The sequence below is a fragment of the Flavobacterium rhamnosi genome, assembly GCF_048286515.1.
Lineage (GTDB): Bacteria > Bacteroidota > Bacteroidia > Flavobacteriales > Flavobacteriaceae > Flavobacterium.
On the sequence record NZ_JBLVPS010000006.1, the window covers coordinates 171032 to 188504 of the forward strand.

General features: G+C 35.9%; 17 protein-coding genes. 6 read left to right on the forward strand and 11 right to left on the reverse strand.

Features of this window, described 5'->3' with window-relative positions:
• Positions 1-37: 37 nt before the first annotated feature.
• The 5 genes from asnB to recF all read right to left on the reverse strand — a co-directional run bounded on the left by asnB (position 38) and on the right by recF (position 5509).
• On the reverse strand, positions 38-1885 hold the full coding sequence (gene asnB / locus ACNQGN_RS07420; RefSeq protein WP_417987198.1) for an asparagine synthase (glutamine-hydrolyzing): 1848 nt from the start codon (positions 1883-1885) through the stop codon (positions 38-40).
• A gap of 2 nt (positions 1886-1887) precedes the next feature.
• The gene (locus tag ACNQGN_RS07425) at positions 1888-2955 is read right to left on the reverse strand and encodes a glycosyltransferase (protein ID WP_417987199.1); all 1068 of its coding nucleotides are present in this window, start codon (positions 2953-2955) and stop codon (positions 1888-1890) included.
• A gap of 16 nt (positions 2956-2971) precedes the next feature.
• Positions 2972-3643, reverse strand: a complete 672-nt coding sequence (locus tag ACNQGN_RS07430) for a DUF2461 domain-containing protein (RefSeq protein ID WP_417987200.1) — start codon at positions 3641-3643, stop codon at positions 2972-2974.
• Between the two features lie 7 nt (positions 3644-3650).
• Complete coding sequence (locus tag ACNQGN_RS07435; protein ID WP_417987201.1) at positions 3651-4349, reverse strand: thioredoxin domain-containing protein; 699 nt, start codon at positions 4347-4349, stop codon at positions 3651-3653.
• A gap of 80 nt (positions 4350-4429) precedes the next feature.
• Positions 4430-5509: a DNA replication/repair protein RecF gene (recF, locus tag ACNQGN_RS07440; protein WP_417987202.1), complete on the reverse strand. Its 1080-nt coding sequence runs from the start codon at positions 5507-5509 to the stop codon at positions 4430-4432.
• Positions 5510-5653: 144 nt separating this feature from the next.
• Here recF and ACNQGN_RS07445 point away from each other — a divergent pair, with 144 nt between their 5' ends.
• On the forward strand, positions 5654-6427 hold the full coding sequence (locus tag ACNQGN_RS07445) for a tetratricopeptide repeat protein (RefSeq protein WP_417987203.1): 774 nt from the start codon (positions 5654-5656) through the stop codon (positions 6425-6427).
• 108 nt (positions 6428-6535) lie between these two features.
• Positions 6536-7111, forward strand: a complete 576-nt coding sequence (gene ribH, locus ACNQGN_RS07450; RefSeq protein WP_417987204.1) for a 6,7-dimethyl-8-ribityllumazine synthase — start codon at positions 6536-6538, stop codon at positions 7109-7111.
• 223 nt (positions 7112-7334) lie between these two features.
• Here the strand turns inward: ribH and ACNQGN_RS07455 are convergent, their stop codons facing one another.
• Complete coding sequence (locus tag ACNQGN_RS07455) at positions 7335-7907, reverse strand: YciE/YciF ferroxidase family protein (protein ID WP_417987205.1); 573 nt, start codon at positions 7905-7907, stop codon at positions 7335-7337.
• Positions 7908-8303: 396 nt separating this feature from the next.
• On the opposite strand from ACNQGN_RS07455, the gene mutL reads away from it, so the two are divergent.
• The 4 genes from mutL (at position 8304) to ACNQGN_RS07475 (ending at position 12948) form a co-directional block, all read left to right on the forward strand.
• A complete protein-coding gene (mutL, locus tag ACNQGN_RS07460; RefSeq protein WP_417987206.1) occupies positions 8304-10145 on the forward strand; it encodes a DNA mismatch repair endonuclease MutL in 1842 nt (613 codons plus the stop codon).
• Positions 10142-10888: a rhomboid family intramembrane serine protease gene (locus ACNQGN_RS07465; RefSeq protein WP_417987207.1), complete on the forward strand. Its 747-nt coding sequence runs from the start codon at positions 10142-10144 to the stop codon at positions 10886-10888. Before mutL ends, ACNQGN_RS07465 begins: the two co-directional genes overlap by 4 nt.
• Before the next feature lie 75 nt (positions 10889-10963).
• A complete protein-coding gene (locus tag ACNQGN_RS07470; RefSeq protein WP_417987208.1) occupies positions 10964-11827 on the forward strand; it encodes a rhomboid family intramembrane serine protease in 864 nt (287 codons plus the stop codon).
• A gap of 68 nt (positions 11828-11895) precedes the next feature.
• Positions 11896-12948: an endonuclease/exonuclease/phosphatase family protein gene (locus ACNQGN_RS07475; protein WP_417987209.1), complete on the forward strand. Its 1053-nt coding sequence runs from the start codon at positions 11896-11898 to the stop codon at positions 12946-12948.
• A gap of 9 nt (positions 12949-12957) precedes the next feature.
• On the opposite strand, the gene ACNQGN_RS07480 is transcribed toward ACNQGN_RS07475, so the two are convergent.
• From ACNQGN_RS07480 to ACNQGN_RS07500, 5 genes are all read right to left on the reverse strand, one after another.
• Complete coding sequence (locus ACNQGN_RS07480) at positions 12958-13584, reverse strand: WbqC family protein (RefSeq protein ID WP_417987210.1); 627 nt, start codon at positions 13582-13584, stop codon at positions 12958-12960.
• Between the two features lie 67 nt (positions 13585-13651).
• On the reverse strand, positions 13652-15202 hold the full coding sequence (gene lepB / locus ACNQGN_RS07485; RefSeq protein WP_417987211.1) for a signal peptidase I: 1551 nt from the start codon (positions 15200-15202) through the stop codon (positions 13652-13654).
• A 40-nt stretch (positions 15203-15242) separates the two neighbouring features.
• Positions 15243-15947: a 4-hydroxy-tetrahydrodipicolinate reductase gene (gene dapB, locus ACNQGN_RS07490; protein WP_417987212.1), complete on the reverse strand. Its 705-nt coding sequence runs from the start codon at positions 15945-15947 to the stop codon at positions 15243-15245.
• A gap of 59 nt (positions 15948-16006) precedes the next feature.
• Complete coding sequence (locus ACNQGN_RS07495) at positions 16007-16570, reverse strand: DUF5683 domain-containing protein (protein ID WP_417987213.1); 564 nt, start codon at positions 16568-16570, stop codon at positions 16007-16009.
• Positions 16570-17469, reverse strand: a complete 900-nt coding sequence (locus ACNQGN_RS07500) for a ParB/RepB/Spo0J family partition protein (RefSeq protein WP_417987214.1) — start codon at positions 17467-17469, stop codon at positions 16570-16572. Before ACNQGN_RS07500 ends, ACNQGN_RS07495 begins: the two co-directional genes overlap by 1 nt.
• Positions 17470-17473 lie beyond the last annotated feature (4 nt).

Consider the following 17473-nt stretch of genomic DNA (forward strand, 5'->3'; position numbering starts at 1 on the left):
CTTTTTTGTATAGTTTAATCCGAGTCAAAAGTAAGAATTAAAATTTAGTTGGATACGTTTTCATCCAGATATGCATCATAAACAAAGGCATGATATAAGGCGTTATTCTGGTGTCGCCTTTCTGTAAGTTCTGAACGAGTTTTTGAATGTTTATGTGTTCAAAATACGGAATCTGGAACAAATCACTTTTGGAAAAAGAGTCTAGCTCTTCTTTAAAGGCAGGACTTTTTGTGATGTAATCACCCCAAGGAACGCTTAGTCCTACTTTTCTGAATTTTAGAATTTCATCAGGCAAACGTTTTTCCATGGCCGATTTCAGAATGAATTTCCACTTTTTCCCTGCAAATAACCATTTGTCTTCCAAGGAGCCTAATCCAACAATTAATCTTGGATCTAAAAAAGGTTCCCGACATTCAATAGAGGTGCCCATCGTACAACGGTCGTTTCTGTCCAAAAGAGAACATAGGTAGGTATGCTGGTCAAAATAAAGTGCCTGTCGGCGTAAATTATCCGGGTACAGCGATTTTGCTTCTTTGTAAATTTGCTTTCTGTATTCGTTTTTAGGCGGCGTATTAATTCCGAAAGTTTCCGCTATGTCATTGGGATAAATGTTGCAGCCATTGTAGATGACTAACTCAGATTTTTTGCTGATTTTGGCGTAGCGGGTTAACTTCTCATAGCGTGGTTTTTTTGTAAAAACATCTAAAGTGCCTATGGTGGCAATAGAATTCAATAGGGATGGATATTGTAAGGCTTTGTAACGCACATAACCGCCCATTAACTCGTCAGCACCCTCACCGGAAAGGAGTACTTTTACCGATGGCTTCGCCATTTGTGAAACGGCCAAAAGATGCGGCTCGCTCAAATGCATAATAGGTTCGTCCTGAAAATAAGTGGAGCGTATTAAGTTGTCATAAAGATTGGTATCCTCCAGCTGCATCGTATGAAATCCATAGCTGAATTTCTCCGCCATCATTTTTGCCAAGTGGGATTCGTTGTGTTCTTTTTCTTTGAATCCAATATTGAAAGTTTGTATGTCTTTGTAATTTTGGTGGTGTAGTGATGCTAAAATAGAAGAAGAATCCAGTCCTCCACTCAATAGTACACCAACAGGAACGTCGCTGACCATTCGCAGTTTTATCGAATCGTCAAAAGTTTCGCGGAACCATTCTACCGGATTTTCTATTGCGGGCTGATTTTGAATCTCCTTTTTTAAATCCCACCATTTTTCGGTAGTGGTTTTTCCACCTTCTTCAGTGGTCATGATATGCCCGGGCAATACTTTTTTTACATTTTGATACAAGGTGTTTTCACCCGCTACAAACCGGTTAAAAATATATTCTTCGATCCCGTCTTGTGCCATTTTGAGAGGAACTCCAGCCGTGAAAAGTGCCTTTTGTTCCGATGCGAAATAAAAGGTCTCGTTGTGAAATGAATAATATAAAGGTTTAACGCCCATTCTGTCCCGAACAACAGTGAGCTTTTTTGTAGCTTTATCCCAAATAGCAAAAGCAAACATTCCGTTGAGACGGTTGAGCATTTTTAAACCATGCAGTTGAAATAATTTTATCAAAACCTCAGTGTCCGAAGTGGTTCTAATGTCAAATCCATTGCTTTTTAACTCTGGATAAAATTCTTTAAAATTATAGATTTCACCATTATAGACCATAACAAAACGTCCGTCATCTGACAGAAATGGCTGGTGTCCCGCCGAGGAAACATCCAGAATCGAAAGTCTTCTGTGGCCAAAACCGATATTATTCTCTATATATAAGCCTTTGTCATCTGGTCCGCGATGTTCCAACGAATCGCGCATCTTAGTAAGAATACGTTCGTCTACTTTTTTTTGTACTTGTAAATGTAAGATTCCATTAATTCCACACATAGTTAGTTGGGGCTGTTTGTGTTGATTAATTCGTGGTATTTAGTGGCAATAATTCTCATGTTGGTATTGTAATCAGCATTTTGTTCTATAAATTTTCTGTTTTTCAAAACGGCATTGTTTCGATAGTCACGATTTTCAAATGCCCAGGCTACTTCTTCTGCAAGCATTTCAAAATCATCAACGGGAACCAATTGTCCATTTTCCCGGTGTTTAATCCAACTTTGATTTCCTGGGATATCGGTTACAATTGGATAACAGTTAGTTGCCATCGCTTCAAATAAAGATGCCGAAACTCCTTCTGTAATTGGCATGCTGATGTAAATGTTTGATTGCTGCAATAGCTGCGGTAATTCAGTATTTGGGATTCTTCCGGTAAAGTTGACTTTCTGTTCTATCTGCAGTTTTTTTGCTAAATCTTTCAATGCAGTTAGTTGTGCCCCGTCTCCTATAATGGTAAGCGCAAAGTCAATTCCTTTTTGGTTTAGAATACCAAAGGATTTTAAAATAATAGCATGGCGGTATTCCGGCATTAAAGAGCGAGTGACAATTGCGCTGATTTTTTCCGGGTTAGCGCTGTTAGCAGCACTGAATTTTGCTAAATCAATTCCTTTTGGTAAAACGATAACTTTGTTCATGTCAACATTGGCCTTGATCATGGAAAGAGTCATCACAGGTCCCCAAGCATGGATTAGATCTGCTTTTTGAAAAGCATAATGCTGGATGATTTTTTTTAAGGGCAATAGAACGGATTTTTCGGGCCACAAATCAGTTCTGCCTTGTTGTGCAATTGCAATTGGCTTTACTCCCGATACTGCAGCAAGAAAGCCGTAACTTGTGGTTCTTTCCGCAATAACCATGTCTGGCTTATGCCTTTTTACTATTTTTCTAATTTTAAAAAATGCTAATTCAAATTCGAAAATCCTTAAAATCCGGCTGTAAATGGAAGTATTGGGCGTTTTTAATTCCCATGTAATAATTTCAAAATCACCAAATTCCCTCAGGCCATTCATCCAGGTGATGGCATCGGCTCTGTAGGATTCGCCCAGAAAAAGTATTTTCTTTTTTCGCATCAGTGTAAAATTAGAATTACTCAGAAGTTAAAGCGCGATTTATAAAATCATTCAGCGGTTTTAAGGCGCTTAATTTTTTACTCATTGTAGCGACAAAATCTTTTTTTGTCACTTCTGAAATATCAATTCTTTGAGAAGACTCAAAGCTTTTTAATTTTAAAAATTCAATGGCCGGATGTTCTTTTTCGTATCCTCGTGGTGGGTTTTTCAACGTATTTTTTTCATTTCGATCAAAATCTTTAAATTCTTTTTTGAAATGTTTTTCGTAAAGAATGGCTTCTAAATCATCATGGAAATAAGCGATTTCTTTTCGCATTTTTTTCAAATCGGCTGCTTCAGGACAATACAGTCCCCCTGCAATAAAACTGGCTCCTTTTTCTAAATGAATATAATATCCCGAGCGATTCTGACCTTTAGCTCCCGAAGAGAGCCAAACCCCTAAATGTGATTTATACGGCGACTTGTCTTTAGAAAACCGAATGTCCCGATTGATTCTGAAAGTGCAATTTTTGACTTCCAGCATTTCCAGCGAAGGGTCCATTGGTTTCATGCGGTCCAGAAGATCAGCAACTAATTGCTGGTAATCTTTCTTGAGTGCTTCGTATCGTTTTTTATTTTCTAAAAACCATTCTCGATTGTTGTTGGCTTTTAAATCGTCCAGAAATTGTAGTGTGTCTTTTGAAAGCATCTTAAAACTATTGTAATTGTTTTCTTAAATCGTCTTCACTTATAAAACCGGAATGCTTCCATTTTACTTCTTTCTTTTCATAGAGTAATAAGGTCGGAAGTTCGCTGATTTTCATTGCAGTCATCAGGGTTTTATTTTTATCGGCATCCAATCGAATGATAACGACTTTGTCTGCCAATTCTTTTTCCATCTGCAAAAGATACGGTTTCATTTTTTTGCATGGAGCGCACCATTCTGCATAAAAATCAATCAATACTTTTTTATCCGAATGTAATAATTCGTCGTATTGCTCCGTTGACAAGCCAATTGTTTTTTTACTTGGTTGAGAAAGTCCGGCTGCATCCCATTTTAGTATTCCACCGTCTAACTGGTAAACGGTTGTAAAGCCTAATTCGTTTAGTTTTTCAGCCGCTTTTTGGCTTCTTCCTCCACTTTTACAATACACAAAAACAGGTTTTGATTTGTCAAGCTTCTCCGTATTTACAACAAAATCAGCGCTAAGCCAATTTACATTTTTTGCATTGTCAATATGTCCTGATGCAAATTCTTCAGGTGTTCTTACATCAAGAATCTGTGCGGCAGGTGTTTCTTTTATTTTTTCAGAGAAAGCGTTGGCTTCAATAGTTTTGATGTTTTTTGAAGTTTGTCCCATACAGGATAAGACCACAAAAGATAAGATTAAAAAGCATATTGAATGAAATTTCATTGTAATTTGATTTAAAATTGGAATAGGCTAAAATAGGTAATTTTTCAATTTTGGAATCTTAACGGACTATTAAATAAAAATTATAAATTGAAAATCTTATAGGTTTGATGTGTTGATTTTACAATGGCTTCGGTACGCTCCGGATGCGTGTCTGAAATAAAAAGCTGTCCAAACGTATCGCTGTTTACCATTTCTACGATTTTGGCTACACGGCTTTCATCCAGTTTGTCAAAGATGTCGTCAAAAAGTAAAATCGGTTTCACGCCACTCTGCTTTTTTAGAAACTCAAATTGTGCTAGTTTTAATGCGATCAGAAACGATTTTTGTTGCCCTTGCGATCCGAATTTCTTAATGGGATGCTGATCTATTTCAAATGCTAAGTCATCTTTGTGAATTCCAACACTTGTATACTGCAAAGCACGATCCTTATTTACGTTTTCCTGTAAAAGAGTCAACAGCTCTTTTTCGAATAAATGGCTTTCATAGACCAGCTGAACGGTTTCTTGTGAACCGGTTATTGCCTGATGATGCACTTTGAAAATGGGAATGAACTGTTCGATGAATTCTTTTCTCTTTTCGAAGATATAATTTCCAAAACGCGTGAGTTGCTCGTTGTATATCGAAAGCGTGTCGTTTTCGAAAACATGGTTCAGTGCAAAATATTTTAGTAATGCATTGCGCTGGCTCATTACTTTTTGGTATTGGATGAGCTGCTGTAAATAATGGGAGTCCAGCTGTGAAATGACACTATCCATGAATTTTCTTCTGGTCTCGCTGCCTTCTACAATAAGGTCCCTGTCCGCCGGTGAAATAATAACCAAGGGAATGAAGCCAATATGATCTGAAAATTTATCATACGCTTTTCCGTTGCGTTTTAATATTTTTTTTTGGCCTTTCTTCAGACTGCAGACGATTTGTTCTGTTCTTCCGTTTTTTTCAAATTCGCCATCAATCACAAAGAACTCTTCTCCGTGTTTTATATTCTGAACAGCTAGCGGATTGAAATAGCTTTTTCCGTAGGATAAATGGTAGATTGCATCGAGCACATTTGTCTTTCCAATGCCGTTTTTACCTACAAAACAATTTATTTTGGCATCAAAATCGAAATTTGCTTCTGAAAAATTCTTATAATTGAATAATGAAATCTTTTTTAAATACATCTGTAGGGCTTGCTGGTATTGAGAACTTTGATGTTTTTGTACGGGTTTTTCAAAGTGGGTGCAAATTATTGAAAAATATCGATAAAAATGGCTTTTAGATTTGAATAAAAATTTTATTTTTGCGACTCACTAAATTAAAATTAAATGGCTACTTACAGTAAAAGAGGATATAAAGCACCAAAAGAAAAAGAAGTAAAAGATACAGTTGAAGAGGTAATTGTTGATGAAAAAGAGAGTACAACTGCAGGTGTTTTTTCTAAATTAGATGAAACAGCTTCCTTGACGGAGAATTGGGTAGCCAGAAATCAAAAGGTCATTATTGGATTAGTTGCAGGTGTTGCGATATTAACCGTTGGTTATTTAGCCTACCAGAAATTTATTGCTGCTCCACAACAGGATGAAGCTGCAAATGAAATGTTTGTTGCACAACAAAATTTTCAAAAAGCTACCGATGGTGTGGCGAGTGATTCCTTATATAAGCTATCTTTAAATGGTTCAGAAGGGAAATTCGGATTCCTGAAAATTGCAGATGAATATTCTGGAACTGATGCAGGGAATTTAGCTAATTATTATGCTGGTATTGCTTATTTGAATACAGGGAAATATACTGAAGCGATTGAATATTTAGGAAAATTCAAGTCTGAAGATATTGTTTTAGGAGCTTTGGCAAAAGGAGCAATTGGAGATGCTTATGCTCAAAATAAGCAACCGAAAGAAGCTTTAGAGCATTACGTAAAAGCTGCTGAGTCAAATAAAAATGATTTTACAACGCCACGTTTCTTGTTGAAAGCTGGAAAAACTGCTTTGACATTAGGAAACAAAGCAGATGCTTTAAAATATTTTACAGATATAAAAGAAAATTTTGATGCAAGTCCAGAAGCTGCCTCAATTGACGTTTTGATAGGATTAGCACAATAGTAAAAAATGATTTAGGATTGGTGATTTAAGAATATAGATTTTTGATTTCAAAATTCTATCTTTAACATCTGAAATAAAATAATTTCAAATCAAAAAATCTAAAATAAAATGGCTACCGCAAATAAAAATTTATCAGAGTACGACAAAAATTCAATCCCAAACGCGAAAAATTTTCGCTTTGGGATTGTTGTTTCAGAATGGAATGATGCTATAACGGAAGGACTTTTTAAAGGTGCTATAGAGGCCCTTTTGGAAAATCAAGTTCCAGCCCAGCATATTATCCGTTGGAATGTTCCCGGAAGTTTCGAACTTATCTATGGATCAAAGAAAATGTTGCAAACGCAGAATGTTGATGCTGTTATCGCAATTGGATGTGTGATCCAAGGGCAAACCAAGCATTTTGATTTTGTATGTGAAGGAGTAACTCAGGGAATTAAGGATTTGAATGTGCAAACGGATATTCCTGTTATTTTTTGTGTGCTGACCGATAATACGATGCAGCAATCCATTGATAGAAGCGGTGGTGTTCACGGCAATAAAGGTACTGAGGCTGCTATTGCGGCTATAAAAATGGCCTATATTCGTCAACAAGCCTCACTGTCTCATCAAATAGACAATCAGCATTTGTTGTCTGCAGGGGCTATTCAAATAGAAGAAGGATCCCCTTTAGAGTTGAAGGAATAAATACTAAAATTTAGAATTTTTAAAATACACAAAAAACCTACTCCAAATAGAAGTAGGTTTTTTTTTTACTGAGTCACTGAAAAAATGATATCAGATTCTCTGAATTTATAGTTGCCTTCTAAAAGGCATTTTTACGTGGTATTAACGATTTTAATATTGCCATAGTAACTAACTCCATCTCTACAGATCAGTAGCTAGTTATAAATGATAACTCAAAGAATTATTAGTTATGTGCATGAGCAGCATCAAGATTAACATCGTGCAACGCAATTTCTGTTAATAATACGTCTGTTTTTTTCTCTTCTTCCAGGGTTTTACCCAATAAAGTAGCCGCTTTATTTTCACCTAATGTTACTGCATAAGCACGCAAAGTACCGTAAGTGGTAATTTCATAATGTTCTACTTTTTGAGCTGCGGCAATAATTGCTGCGTCGCGGACTACTCCAATTTCTGTTTCTTTCATAATGCTATCGGCTTCTTTCAGTAATCCTTCCATAGCATCACACTTCTTACCTACTGCTTTTATACCTAATGATTCAAATACTTTTTCTAAACGAACTACATGTTCCTCTGTTTCTTTTAAATGGTGTTCGAAAGCATGAATCAGTTTTGACGAAGTGGCATTTTTTGCCATTTTTGGCAATGCTTTTGTCAACGCATGTTCTGCCCAAAAGATGTCTTTTAATCCATTTTCAAAAAAATCCCTCAAACCTTGTGCTGCATCTGGACTTGCCTTTACAGCTCCTTTTTTGGATTCCACTTTTGCATTTTCTTTTTTTTCATCGGTTGCTTTCATAATTAATGTTTTAATGTTAAACTTCTTTGAAAGAACAAATTTAGATTAAAAACCAGTTGAGGATTTGTAAAATTATATTAAAATATTTCAAAATTCATACTTTATACCGTTGCTTTTCAAGTATTTGAGTGTTAGGGTGTGCTGCCGCTGTTTTTGTCTTTGATGTAGTAGCAGGCTTGGGATAAGACAGCAAACGGAATATTTTGTGAGGCAATGGAACACAAGCTGACGCAGTAGGAAATTAGCTCTCGACGAGCCTTAGTGCAACTAATTTTCAGCTTGTGTTTTTTTCTTTTTTAAACGCACATTAATAATAAAACCCGATAGAAATTCATTAAATTTGTGCTTCTTGGTTTTGAAAAACCTAAATCTTAAACTTTAAACCTAAATTTTTTAATGTCGAGTATTATTCAATTACTTCCTGATCATGTTGCCAATCAAATTGCTGCTGGAGAAGTCGTTCAAAGACCTGCTTCAGTTGTCAAAGAGTTGCTTGAAAATGCGGTAGATGCCAGAGCAACGGACATCAAGTTAATTATTAAAGATGCAGGGAAGGCATTGGTGCAGGTTATTGATAATGGCTTAGGGATGGGTGAGACCGATGCACGTTTGTGCTTTGAACGTCATGCCACTTCCAAAATTCGTCAGGCAGAAGATTTGTTCTCTTTGCATACCAAAGGGTTTCGTGGTGAAGCATTGGCTTCTATTGCAGCGATTGCCCATATGGAAATGAAAACCAAGCAGGATCAAGAAGAACTTGGAACGCACATCATTATAGAAGGCAGTAAGTTTGTGTCTCAGGATGTAGCTGTTTTGCCTAAGGGTACTTCATTTGCAGTCAAAAATTTATTCTTTAATATTCCGGCAAGGCGTAATTTCCTAAAGTCCGATACAGTGGAATACCGTCACGTTATTGATGAATTTCAGCGCGTGGCTTTGGCGCACTCAAAAATACATTTTACCTTTTATCATAACGGGAGTGAAATGTTTAATTTGCCGCCTTCCACTTTACGACAAAGAATAGTCAATATTTTTTCGGGTAAGACAAACGAGAAATTAGTACCGGTTCAGGAAGAAACAGAAATAGTCGCGATTCAGGGATTTGTAAGTAAGCCTGAATTTGCAAAGAAAAATCGTGGGGAACAATTTTTTTTCGTTAACGACCGTTTTATAAAAAGTGGTTATTTGCATCATGCTGTTATGGCTGCTTATGACGGAATCTTGAAAGACGGTGCGCAACCCAGTTATTTTTTATATTTATCAGTGCCTCCCAATACAATTGATATCAATATTCATCCTACTAAAACGGAAATTAAGTTTGATGATGAACATGCTTTGTATGCTATTTTAAGAGCTTCAATAAAACATAGTTTGGGACAGTTTAATGTAGCTCCGGTTTTGGATTTTGATAGGGATTCTAATTTGGATACTCCATATCATTATAAAGATTTAGAAGGGGCAACACCTACGATTCAGGTTGATGGGAATTTCAATCCGTTCTCTGATGATAAACCCAATAGGCATTATGCTAATCATAAGAAATCGGAACCAACCGCAAATTGGGAAAGTTTGTATGTGGGACTGAAACAGGATACCGATGATATTGGGCATATTACTTTTGAAAACGAAGAGGTGACTTCCTCTTTGTTTAATGATGAAGAAGTAGAGCATGCGGTTCATAAAACGTATCAAATTCATAAAAAATACATTGTTTCATCGATAAAATCGGGAATGGTGATTGTCGATCAGCAACGGGCACATCAACGTGTTTTATATGAGCAGTTTCTGGTAAATATGACGGTAAATCAAGCTTCAAGCCAACAATTACTGTTTCCATTGAACCTGTTTTTCTCGGCAACCGAGATGGATCTTATCGCTGAATTACAGTTGTCATTAAGAAACACAGGATTTGTGTTTGAAGAAAACAATAGCGATCATATCGTCATTTCAGGAATTCCTGTAAATGTGACTGAGAGTGAAGTTTCACTGGTTTTAGAACAATTGTTAAGTGATTTGCAGGACGGAATTCCGGAAAGCAGTTTCAGCCAGAACGATACGATTGCCAAATCAATGGCTAAAAGTTTGGCTGTAAAAACAGGAACACACCTTACAGAAAAAGAACAGGAGAACTTGGTAAACGGGCTTTTTGCTTGTAAAGAACCCAACGTTTCCCCATTTCATAAACCTACTTTCATCACCATGCGTGTGGAAGATTTAGATAAAAAATTTGCACTATGAGAAACGTAACGGAGACGGTTAAGCAATTAATCATTATTAATATATTATTTTTTGTTGGAACGCTTGCATTAGGAGATCCAGCCTATAAAATGCTTTCCATGTATTTTCCTGAAAATCCAAATTTTCAGGTTTGGCAGCCTATTTCGCATATGTTTATGCATGGCGGATTTATGCATATTTTCTTCAATATGTTTGCTTTATACTCTTTTGGTTCTGCATTGGAAAGCATTTGGGGAAGCAAGAAATTTCTCTTTTTCTATATTTCCTGTGGTTTGGGAGCAGCATTGCTCCATACCGGAATTAACTATTACTATTATCAGGATGGGGTAAATGTTTTGATGGAACAGGGTTTTTCAAAAACAGATATTGTAGCGGTTTTGAATGGGGCCAGTAATGACCAGATTGTACCGCTTTTAAACGGTCCCGGTTTTCAGAATTTGGTAAGTGCTTATTTTGGAACTGTTGTGGGGGCTTCAGGCGCTATTTATGGTGTAATTGTTGCTTTTGCGTTTATGTTTCCGAATGCGGAATTGGCTTTGATGTTTATTCCGGTACCAATAAAAGCAAAGTATTTTGTGCCAGGTTTAGTTTTAGTAGATTTGTATTTAGGAATATCCGGTGAGTCCATTTTTGGAGGCGGTGGGGGAATAGCTCATTTTGCCCATGTAGGGGGTGCTTTATTTGGTTTTATAATTATGTGGTACTGGAAGAAAAATCAGTTTAATGAAAACCGTTGGAATTAAAAAAAGTAATCAGTTTATGGTAGTATTCTTCCGTTTTTAGGACTAACACACCCGATATTAAATGCTAAATAAATTATGAATATTATTGACGATCTGAAATTACAATACAAGATAGGAGGAATAGTAATTAGGCTAATCTTCTGGAACGTGGTTTGCTTTCTGGTTTCATTATTGTTTTTCTACCAATTTAAGGTTGGAGCATTTGATTTTCCAACCTGGATTGCACTTTCTTCGGATCCTTCTAATTTTATAGTGAAGCCCTGGACTTTTCTGACCTATGCCTTTTTTCATGACGGATTTTGGCATTTGTTATTTAATATGGTGGTTTTGAACTTTTCAAGCACTTTGTTTTTGACCTTTTTTTCACCGAAGCAGTATTTAGGGTTGTACGTATTGAGTGCTGTATTTTCCGGAATAGCTTTTGTTGCCGGGTATTTTTTATTGGATTTAAATTCATCCATTGTTGGCGCTTCTGCAGCGATTATGGCTGTTTTAGTAGCTACAACAACCTATCATCCATTGATGAATTTACGATTGCTGTTAATCGGAAATGTAAAACTGTGGCATATCACTTTTGTGATTCTTTTAATAGATTTAATGCAATTTAGATTGGGAAATACTGGTGGGCATATTTCGCATCTTTCCGGGGCTCTATTTGGTTTCATTTTTATTAAATTGCTTAAGAATGGAATTGATTTAAGTACTATAGTATCACGTGTTTTAGATTTTTTTACAAATCTATTCAAGAGAAGTGCAGCATCACCATTCAAAAAGGTACATAAGAATTATAGCAGGCCAGTCGAGAAAAGCAATTCAAGAATAATTACAAAGGATAAAGCACAGCAACAGATTGATGAAATTTTAGATAAAATAAGCCAGTCGGGTTATGATAGTTTGACCAAAGAAGAAAAAGAGTTTTTGTTCAAAGCAGGGAAATAGAAGGTGTATTGTTTGTTTTTTGTGTAAGCCCACAAAGAATAAACCGCAAACCATAAATAATAAAGAAAATGAAAAATCTTTCATGGTTCAATAAAGGAATGTTTGTATTGAATATAGCACTTGCTATAATGACTTTCGTTGCCTATGTTTTGCCTTTCTTAGCGCCAAAATCTTTTCCTCTTTTATCGGTATTGACGCTTTTTATGCCTCTTTTTTTTATTGTAAATGGATTGTTTTTTGCTTATTGGGCAATTCAATTCAAAAAAAGAATGATTGTTTCCGGTCTGGTACTTTTGATTGGAATTACCTTTATAAATAAATTCTATAAATTTTCTGCGGTCGAATTACCCAAAGCGGAGAATGATTTTACTATAATGAGTTATAATGTGCACTTGTTTAATGTGTTCAAGTGGATCGATAGAGACGATGTGCCTTCTGAGATTCTAGGCTTTATAAATGAGAAAAATCCTGATATACTGTGTATTCAGGAATACTCTTCTTCAGCCGATATTGATTTGAAGGTATACCCGCATCGGTATATTTTTACGGATGGGAATAATATTAAAACCGGGCAGGCTATCTTTTCAAAATTTCCTATTATCGACCAGGGGAATGTTATTTTTCCGAACTCTACTAATAATGTTGTTTTTGCGGATATCAAAAAAGGAAAGGATATTATCAGAGTGTACAATATGCATTTACAGTCGTTAAAGATATCTCCTGACGTAAATGAAATTGATGAAAATATCGAGGCAATTAATCAGAACAAATCGCAAATGATTTTCAAAAGGATTAGTGTCGCTTTTAAAGAACAACAACAGCAAGCAGAGATTTTTAAGGAACATAAAAAGGACTGCCAATATCCTGTTGTTATTTGTGGAGACATGAATAACAGCGCTTTTTCCTATGTTTACAGAAATATAAAAGGAAAGTTGAAAGATAGTTTTGAAGAAGCAGGAAAGGGCTTTGGTGAGACGTATAAATTCAGATATTATCCTGCGCGAATCGACTATATCTTTGTTGATGAAAAAATCACGGTCAAGAAATTTGAAAATTTTCCGGAATTTATAAATTCAGATCATTTTCCGATCATGGCAAGATTAGCCTTTGATCAGAATTAACAGGAAGCGTTACTTTAAAATCAGTTGCTGTTTTTTCAAATAGTCCATTGCATATTTTCCTTCATTGAACAACAGATCCAGAGTGCTTAGATTATTGATGAATCCATGTTTGTCATCAAAAACCTGAGTGTAGCTTTCAAATAAAGAGCTGTCTTTTTTTCCGTCGGCCAAAAATCTAAAGTCTTTTGTTGCAGTTGTATCCACTTCAGCGAAGTATTCGGTCGTTGTGGTAAATTCCATTTTCATTCTCAAACATTTAGTCGTAATTGCTAAAGCTTCAAAATTCAAATCCAAAAGAAAGATGTGTTTTTTTTCGAACAGTGGTCGGATATCATCTTCGAAAAATTCAAAAAAAGGAGAACTTCTATACGCTGCTTCCAATGATTTGAAATGTTGTTTTTGCCAGTCAAAATCAGTTTCTATTTTTATATCCTTTGTTTTTTGGTGGCTTTCTTTCGAATGTTTTACAGGGATATTCAATAACTGAATTCCATTTGGACTGTAGATGTAGGCTCGATTGCGATTGGTTTGTTTCTGGAAATTATCCTCTATTTCAAACGTAATGCTTTCTGCCTGGGCCATGGCTGCAAAATGACTTATGGATGGGAAATAGGTGGGATGTAATAAAGTGTTCATTTGCTGAGTGGTTTAATGTTTAAAGTTTAAGGTTGTTATATGACCTTAAACTTTAAACATTTTTTAGTTAACCTTTTCTTTCTTTTCTTTTTTTCCAGAAATATTCTCCAACGAAGAATGCTACTAAAGCAAGCAAAAATAGTTTAAAATAGGATTGAGGCTGTCCTTCACCACTTACAGTTGTGAAAACTCTGTCCCAACGTATTTTATTTAACCCTTTTCCATTTGGATCAATACTCAACCATATAAAAATAGGTTTTCCAACGATATGATTTTCCGGGACGTAACCCCAGTAACGGCTGTCTTCAGAGTTATGGCGATTGTCTCCCATCATCCAATAATAATTTTGATCGAAAGTATAGCTGTTGACTACTTTTCCGTCAATTCTTATTTCGGAACCATTTACTTTTAAATCTTTATTCTCGTAGTCTGTAATAATCGCTTTGTAAAAAGGCAATGTCTCGGTTGTCAAAGCGACCGTTTTTCCTTTTTCTGGGATATAGATTGGACCCAAATTATCACGGTTCCATTTGTTGATATGAGGAAATATACCACTTTCAACACCTTTTGAAATTTGTCTTGTTACGGACACAATTCCGGGAGTGTTTTTTAGTCTTTCTGCTCCGGCAGCTGTAAGGGCTTTTAAGAACAAGGTGTCTCTTAAGTCGCTTCTAAAGCCAGCTTCGTCTGTTACATCTAAATCTTTTAATAGGTACTCAAAATCGATTGAAGTTTTTCCATCTAATGCTACTGCATAAGAAAATTGTGGTTTTGCTCTTTCTGACAATTGCAATATTTTGCCATTAATGTATATAATACCGTCTTTTATAGCAAGGCTGTCTCCCGGTACACCAACGCATCTTTTTACGTAATTTGATTTCTTATCTACTGGTTTGTAAGCGCGTCTTTTTGATGTGTCAAAAAATTTGTAAACGGTGTCCACGGGCCAGTTAAACACTACAATATCCGTGCGCTCAATATTTTGTATTCCCGGTAATCTTAAGTACGGCAATTGTGGCCAGGTCAGGTACGATTTATTTTTGGTTAATGGAATTGAATCATGAACCATTGGTAAAGCTACAGTGGTCATAGGAACCCTGGCTCCATAATTCATTTTACTCACAAATAAAAAGTCACCAATTAGCAGTGATTTCTCCAATGATGATGTAGGAATGGTGTACGGTTGTATAAAATAGGTGTGCACTAACGTAGCTACAATAACAGCAAAAAGTAATGAGCTAATAGTATCTGCCGTTTTATTTTCAGGTTGTAGACTTCTGTCTGCCACGTACGTTACTTTTTGAGTATAGTTGACATAATAGATGTAGAATCCACAGGTAATAATTCCTAAAAAAGTATCTAAAGAGGATCTTTTTCCGAAGCTTCTCAGAGTTTCAACCCAGACCACCGGAAACATAATTAGGTTAATAATAGGGATAAAAAGTAAAACCGTCCACCAAGTAGGGCGGCCTATTATTTTCATTAATACAATAGCGTTGTAAACAGGAATAGCAGCTTCCCAGCGTTTTCTTCCCGCAATTTCGTATAGCTTCCAAGTTCCCAAGAAGTGAACTACCTGAATAATTAGGAAAAATACAAACCATTGATATAGTGTCATAATAAGCTTATTTGGTTAATTCTTTTTTTTGTCTTTTATTCTATTGTTCTATGTTTAAAACATCTTTCATCGTGAAAACTCCTTGTTTTCCAACAATCCATTCCGCTGCAATTACAGCTCCAAGGGCAAAACCTTCGCGATTGTGTGCAGTATGTTTTATTTCTATAGCATCAACTGGTGAATTGTAGGTTACTGTATGAGTTCCTGGAACCGATCCAATTCTTTTGGCTTCGATATGAATCTCATTTGCTTTAGGGTTTTCTAATGTCCAATTTGTATAGGAACTGTTTTCTATTACCCCTTTTGCCAATGAAATTGCAGTTCCACTTGGTGCATCCAGTTTTTGGGTATGATGGATTTCTTCCATGTCAATCGTGTAGCTGTCAAATTTTGACATTATTTTGGCCAAATATTCGTTGAGCTCGAAGAAAATATTCACGCCTAAACTGAAATTAGAACTGGATATAAAGCCTCCATTTTTTTCTTTGCAAAGTGCCAACATTTCATCGTAATGCTCTAACCAGCCGGTTGTTCCGGAAATCACAGGAACATTAGCGTGGAAACAATTGGAAATATTGCTGACAGCAGCTGTCGGAACACTGAAATCGATAGCCACATCAGCATTTGAAAGTCCTTTATAGGTGTTGAATTCATCTTTTTTCAAAACAATTTCATGACCTCTTTCAAGAGCAATTCTTTCTATTACCTGACCCATTTTTCCGTATCCTAAAAGCGCAATTTTCATTTGTTGTAATTTTTTAAATTTAAATAAATCGTAACCCGACGACTTGTTCCGTTCTGCACTTAAAAGTTATAATTAAGTGTTAGTCCGAAGTTTGTTTTGAATGTTACATCATTGGGGTAAATATTTGGTCTCACAGATAAGTTTTCATCAACATTAAACTGTAATAGGGCCGCATCAACATTAGCATCAACAATATTCAATACATAAAAACCCAAAGTAACCAAAGCAGACAAATCTCGATTTCTTTGATAAAATTTCTGACCTGCAATTAATCGGTTATTGTCTAAGAAGGCTAAATCATCAGTAGTGTATCCTTCTAATCTGCTTTTGTAAGCATCTCTGTATTGATGGTATTTTTTATTATTACTGATGTAATAATAAATACTTGTTCCCATAGCACCATAAACAAGTGGTATTTTCCAGTACCTTTTGTTATACGCCTGTCCTAATCCTGGTAAAACTGCTGAATAAAAAGCTGCTTTTGCCGGTGTCAAAGGATCTATGTCATTCGATTTCAAAGTGTCTTTTGCTATCAGGACCGCATCGTCAGTTTTCGATTGTGCAAAAACAGCAGCGTTTCCTGCTAAAAAGAGGAATAGACCTATGAAAATGATTTTACGCACTACTCGTTTATTAGTTTAATAATCCTGTTGAAGTCTTCTTCAGAGTGAAATGGAATAGTAATTTTTCCCTTACCGTTTCCGGCTACTTTTACATCGACTTTGGTTCCAAAATAATTTGTAAAAGTACTTTTGTGTGAAGCTGCAATTTCAAATGATGCCGCTTTTGGTTTACCGGCAGGTTTTGGTTTTAAACTTTCCTGATAGTTCTTTACCAAGGCTTCCGTATCACGAACGGATAGGTTTTGACTAACGATTTTTTGATAAATATCAGTCTGGATATCCTGGTCTTCAATGTTGATTATTGCACGACCATGACCCATACTGATGAAACCATCACGAATACCGGTTTGGATTATCGGGTCTAATTTCAGAAGTCTCAAATAATTGGCAATTGTAGAACGTTTTTTTCCTACACGCTCACTCATTTGTTCCTGCGTCAATTGAATTTCATCAATCAAACGCTGGTACGATAGTGCGATCTCAATTGGATCTAAATCATGACGCTGAATATTTTCAACCAATGCCATAACCAAGGATTCATTGTCATTTGCAATACGAATGTAAGCAGGAACGGTAGTCAATCCAACAAGAGTGGACGCACGAAGACGACGCTCACCCGAAATCAACTGGTATTTATTGAAATCTAATTTACGTACGGTAATGGGTTGAATAACGCCTAATTCTTTGATAGAAGTCGCTAATTCTCTCAATGATTCTTCATTGAAATTGCTTCTCGGCTGAAACGGATTTATTTCAATCGCATCAATTTCAAGCTCAATAATATTTCCTACAACTTTATCAGCATTTTTATCGTCAACGGATTTTATATCGTTTTCCGGATCTTTTAATAATGCAGATAATCCTCTTCCTAATGCTTGTTTTTTTAGTGCCTTTGCCATAAAC

Coding starts and splice junctions, on each gene's coding strand:
- recF (WP_417987202.1), bottom strand. CDS start 5,509: ATGTATTTAAAAAAGATTTCATTATTCAATTATAAGAATTTTTCAGAA.
- ACNQGN_RS07480 (WP_417987210.1), bottom strand. CDS start 13,584: ATGAACACTTTATTACATCCCACCTATTTCCCATCCATAAGTCATTTT.
- mutL (WP_417987206.1), top strand. CDS start 8,304: ATGTCGAGTATTATTCAATTACTTCCTGATCATGTTGCCAATCAAATT.
- ribH (WP_417987204.1), top strand. CDS start 6,536: ATGGCTACCGCAAATAAAAATTTATCAGAGTACGACAAAAATTCAATC.
- dapB (WP_417987212.1), bottom strand. CDS start 15,947: ATGAAAATTGCGCTTTTAGGATACGGAAAAATGGGTCAGGTAATAGAA.
- ACNQGN_RS07470 (WP_417987208.1), top strand. CDS start 10,964: ATGAATATTATTGACGATCTGAAATTACAATACAAGATAGGAGGAATA.
- ACNQGN_RS07445 (WP_417987203.1), top strand. CDS start 5,654: ATGGCTACTTACAGTAAAAGAGGATATAAAGCACCAAAAGAAAAAGAA.
- ACNQGN_RS07475 (WP_417987209.1), top strand. CDS start 11,896: ATGAAAAATCTTTCATGGTTCAATAAAGGAATGTTTGTATTGAATATA.
- ACNQGN_RS07465 (WP_417987207.1), top strand. CDS start 10,142: ATGAGAAACGTAACGGAGACGGTTAAGCAATTAATCATTATTAATATA.
- lepB (WP_417987211.1), bottom strand. CDS start 15,202: ATGACACTATATCAATGGTTTGTATTTTTCCTAATTATTCAGGTAGTT.
- asnB (WP_417987198.1), bottom strand. CDS start 1,885: ATGTGTGGAATTAATGGAATCTTACATTTACAAGTACAAAAAAAAGTA.
- ACNQGN_RS07455 (WP_417987205.1), bottom strand. CDS start 7,907: ATGAAAGCAACCGATGAAAAAAAAGAAAATGCAAAAGTGGAATCCAAA.
- ACNQGN_RS07500 (WP_417987214.1), bottom strand. CDS start 17,469: ATGGCAAAGGCACTAAAAAAACAAGCATTAGGAAGAGGATTATCTGCA.
- ACNQGN_RS07425 (WP_417987199.1), bottom strand. CDS start 2,955: ATGCGAAAAAAGAAAATACTTTTTCTGGGCGAATCCTACAGAGCCGAT.
- ACNQGN_RS07430 (WP_417987200.1), bottom strand. CDS start 3,643: ATGCTTTCAAAAGACACACTACAATTTCTGGACGATTTAAAAGCCAAC.
- ACNQGN_RS07435 (WP_417987201.1), bottom strand. CDS start 4,349: ATGAAATTTCATTCAATATGCTTTTTAATCTTATCTTTTGTGGTCTTA.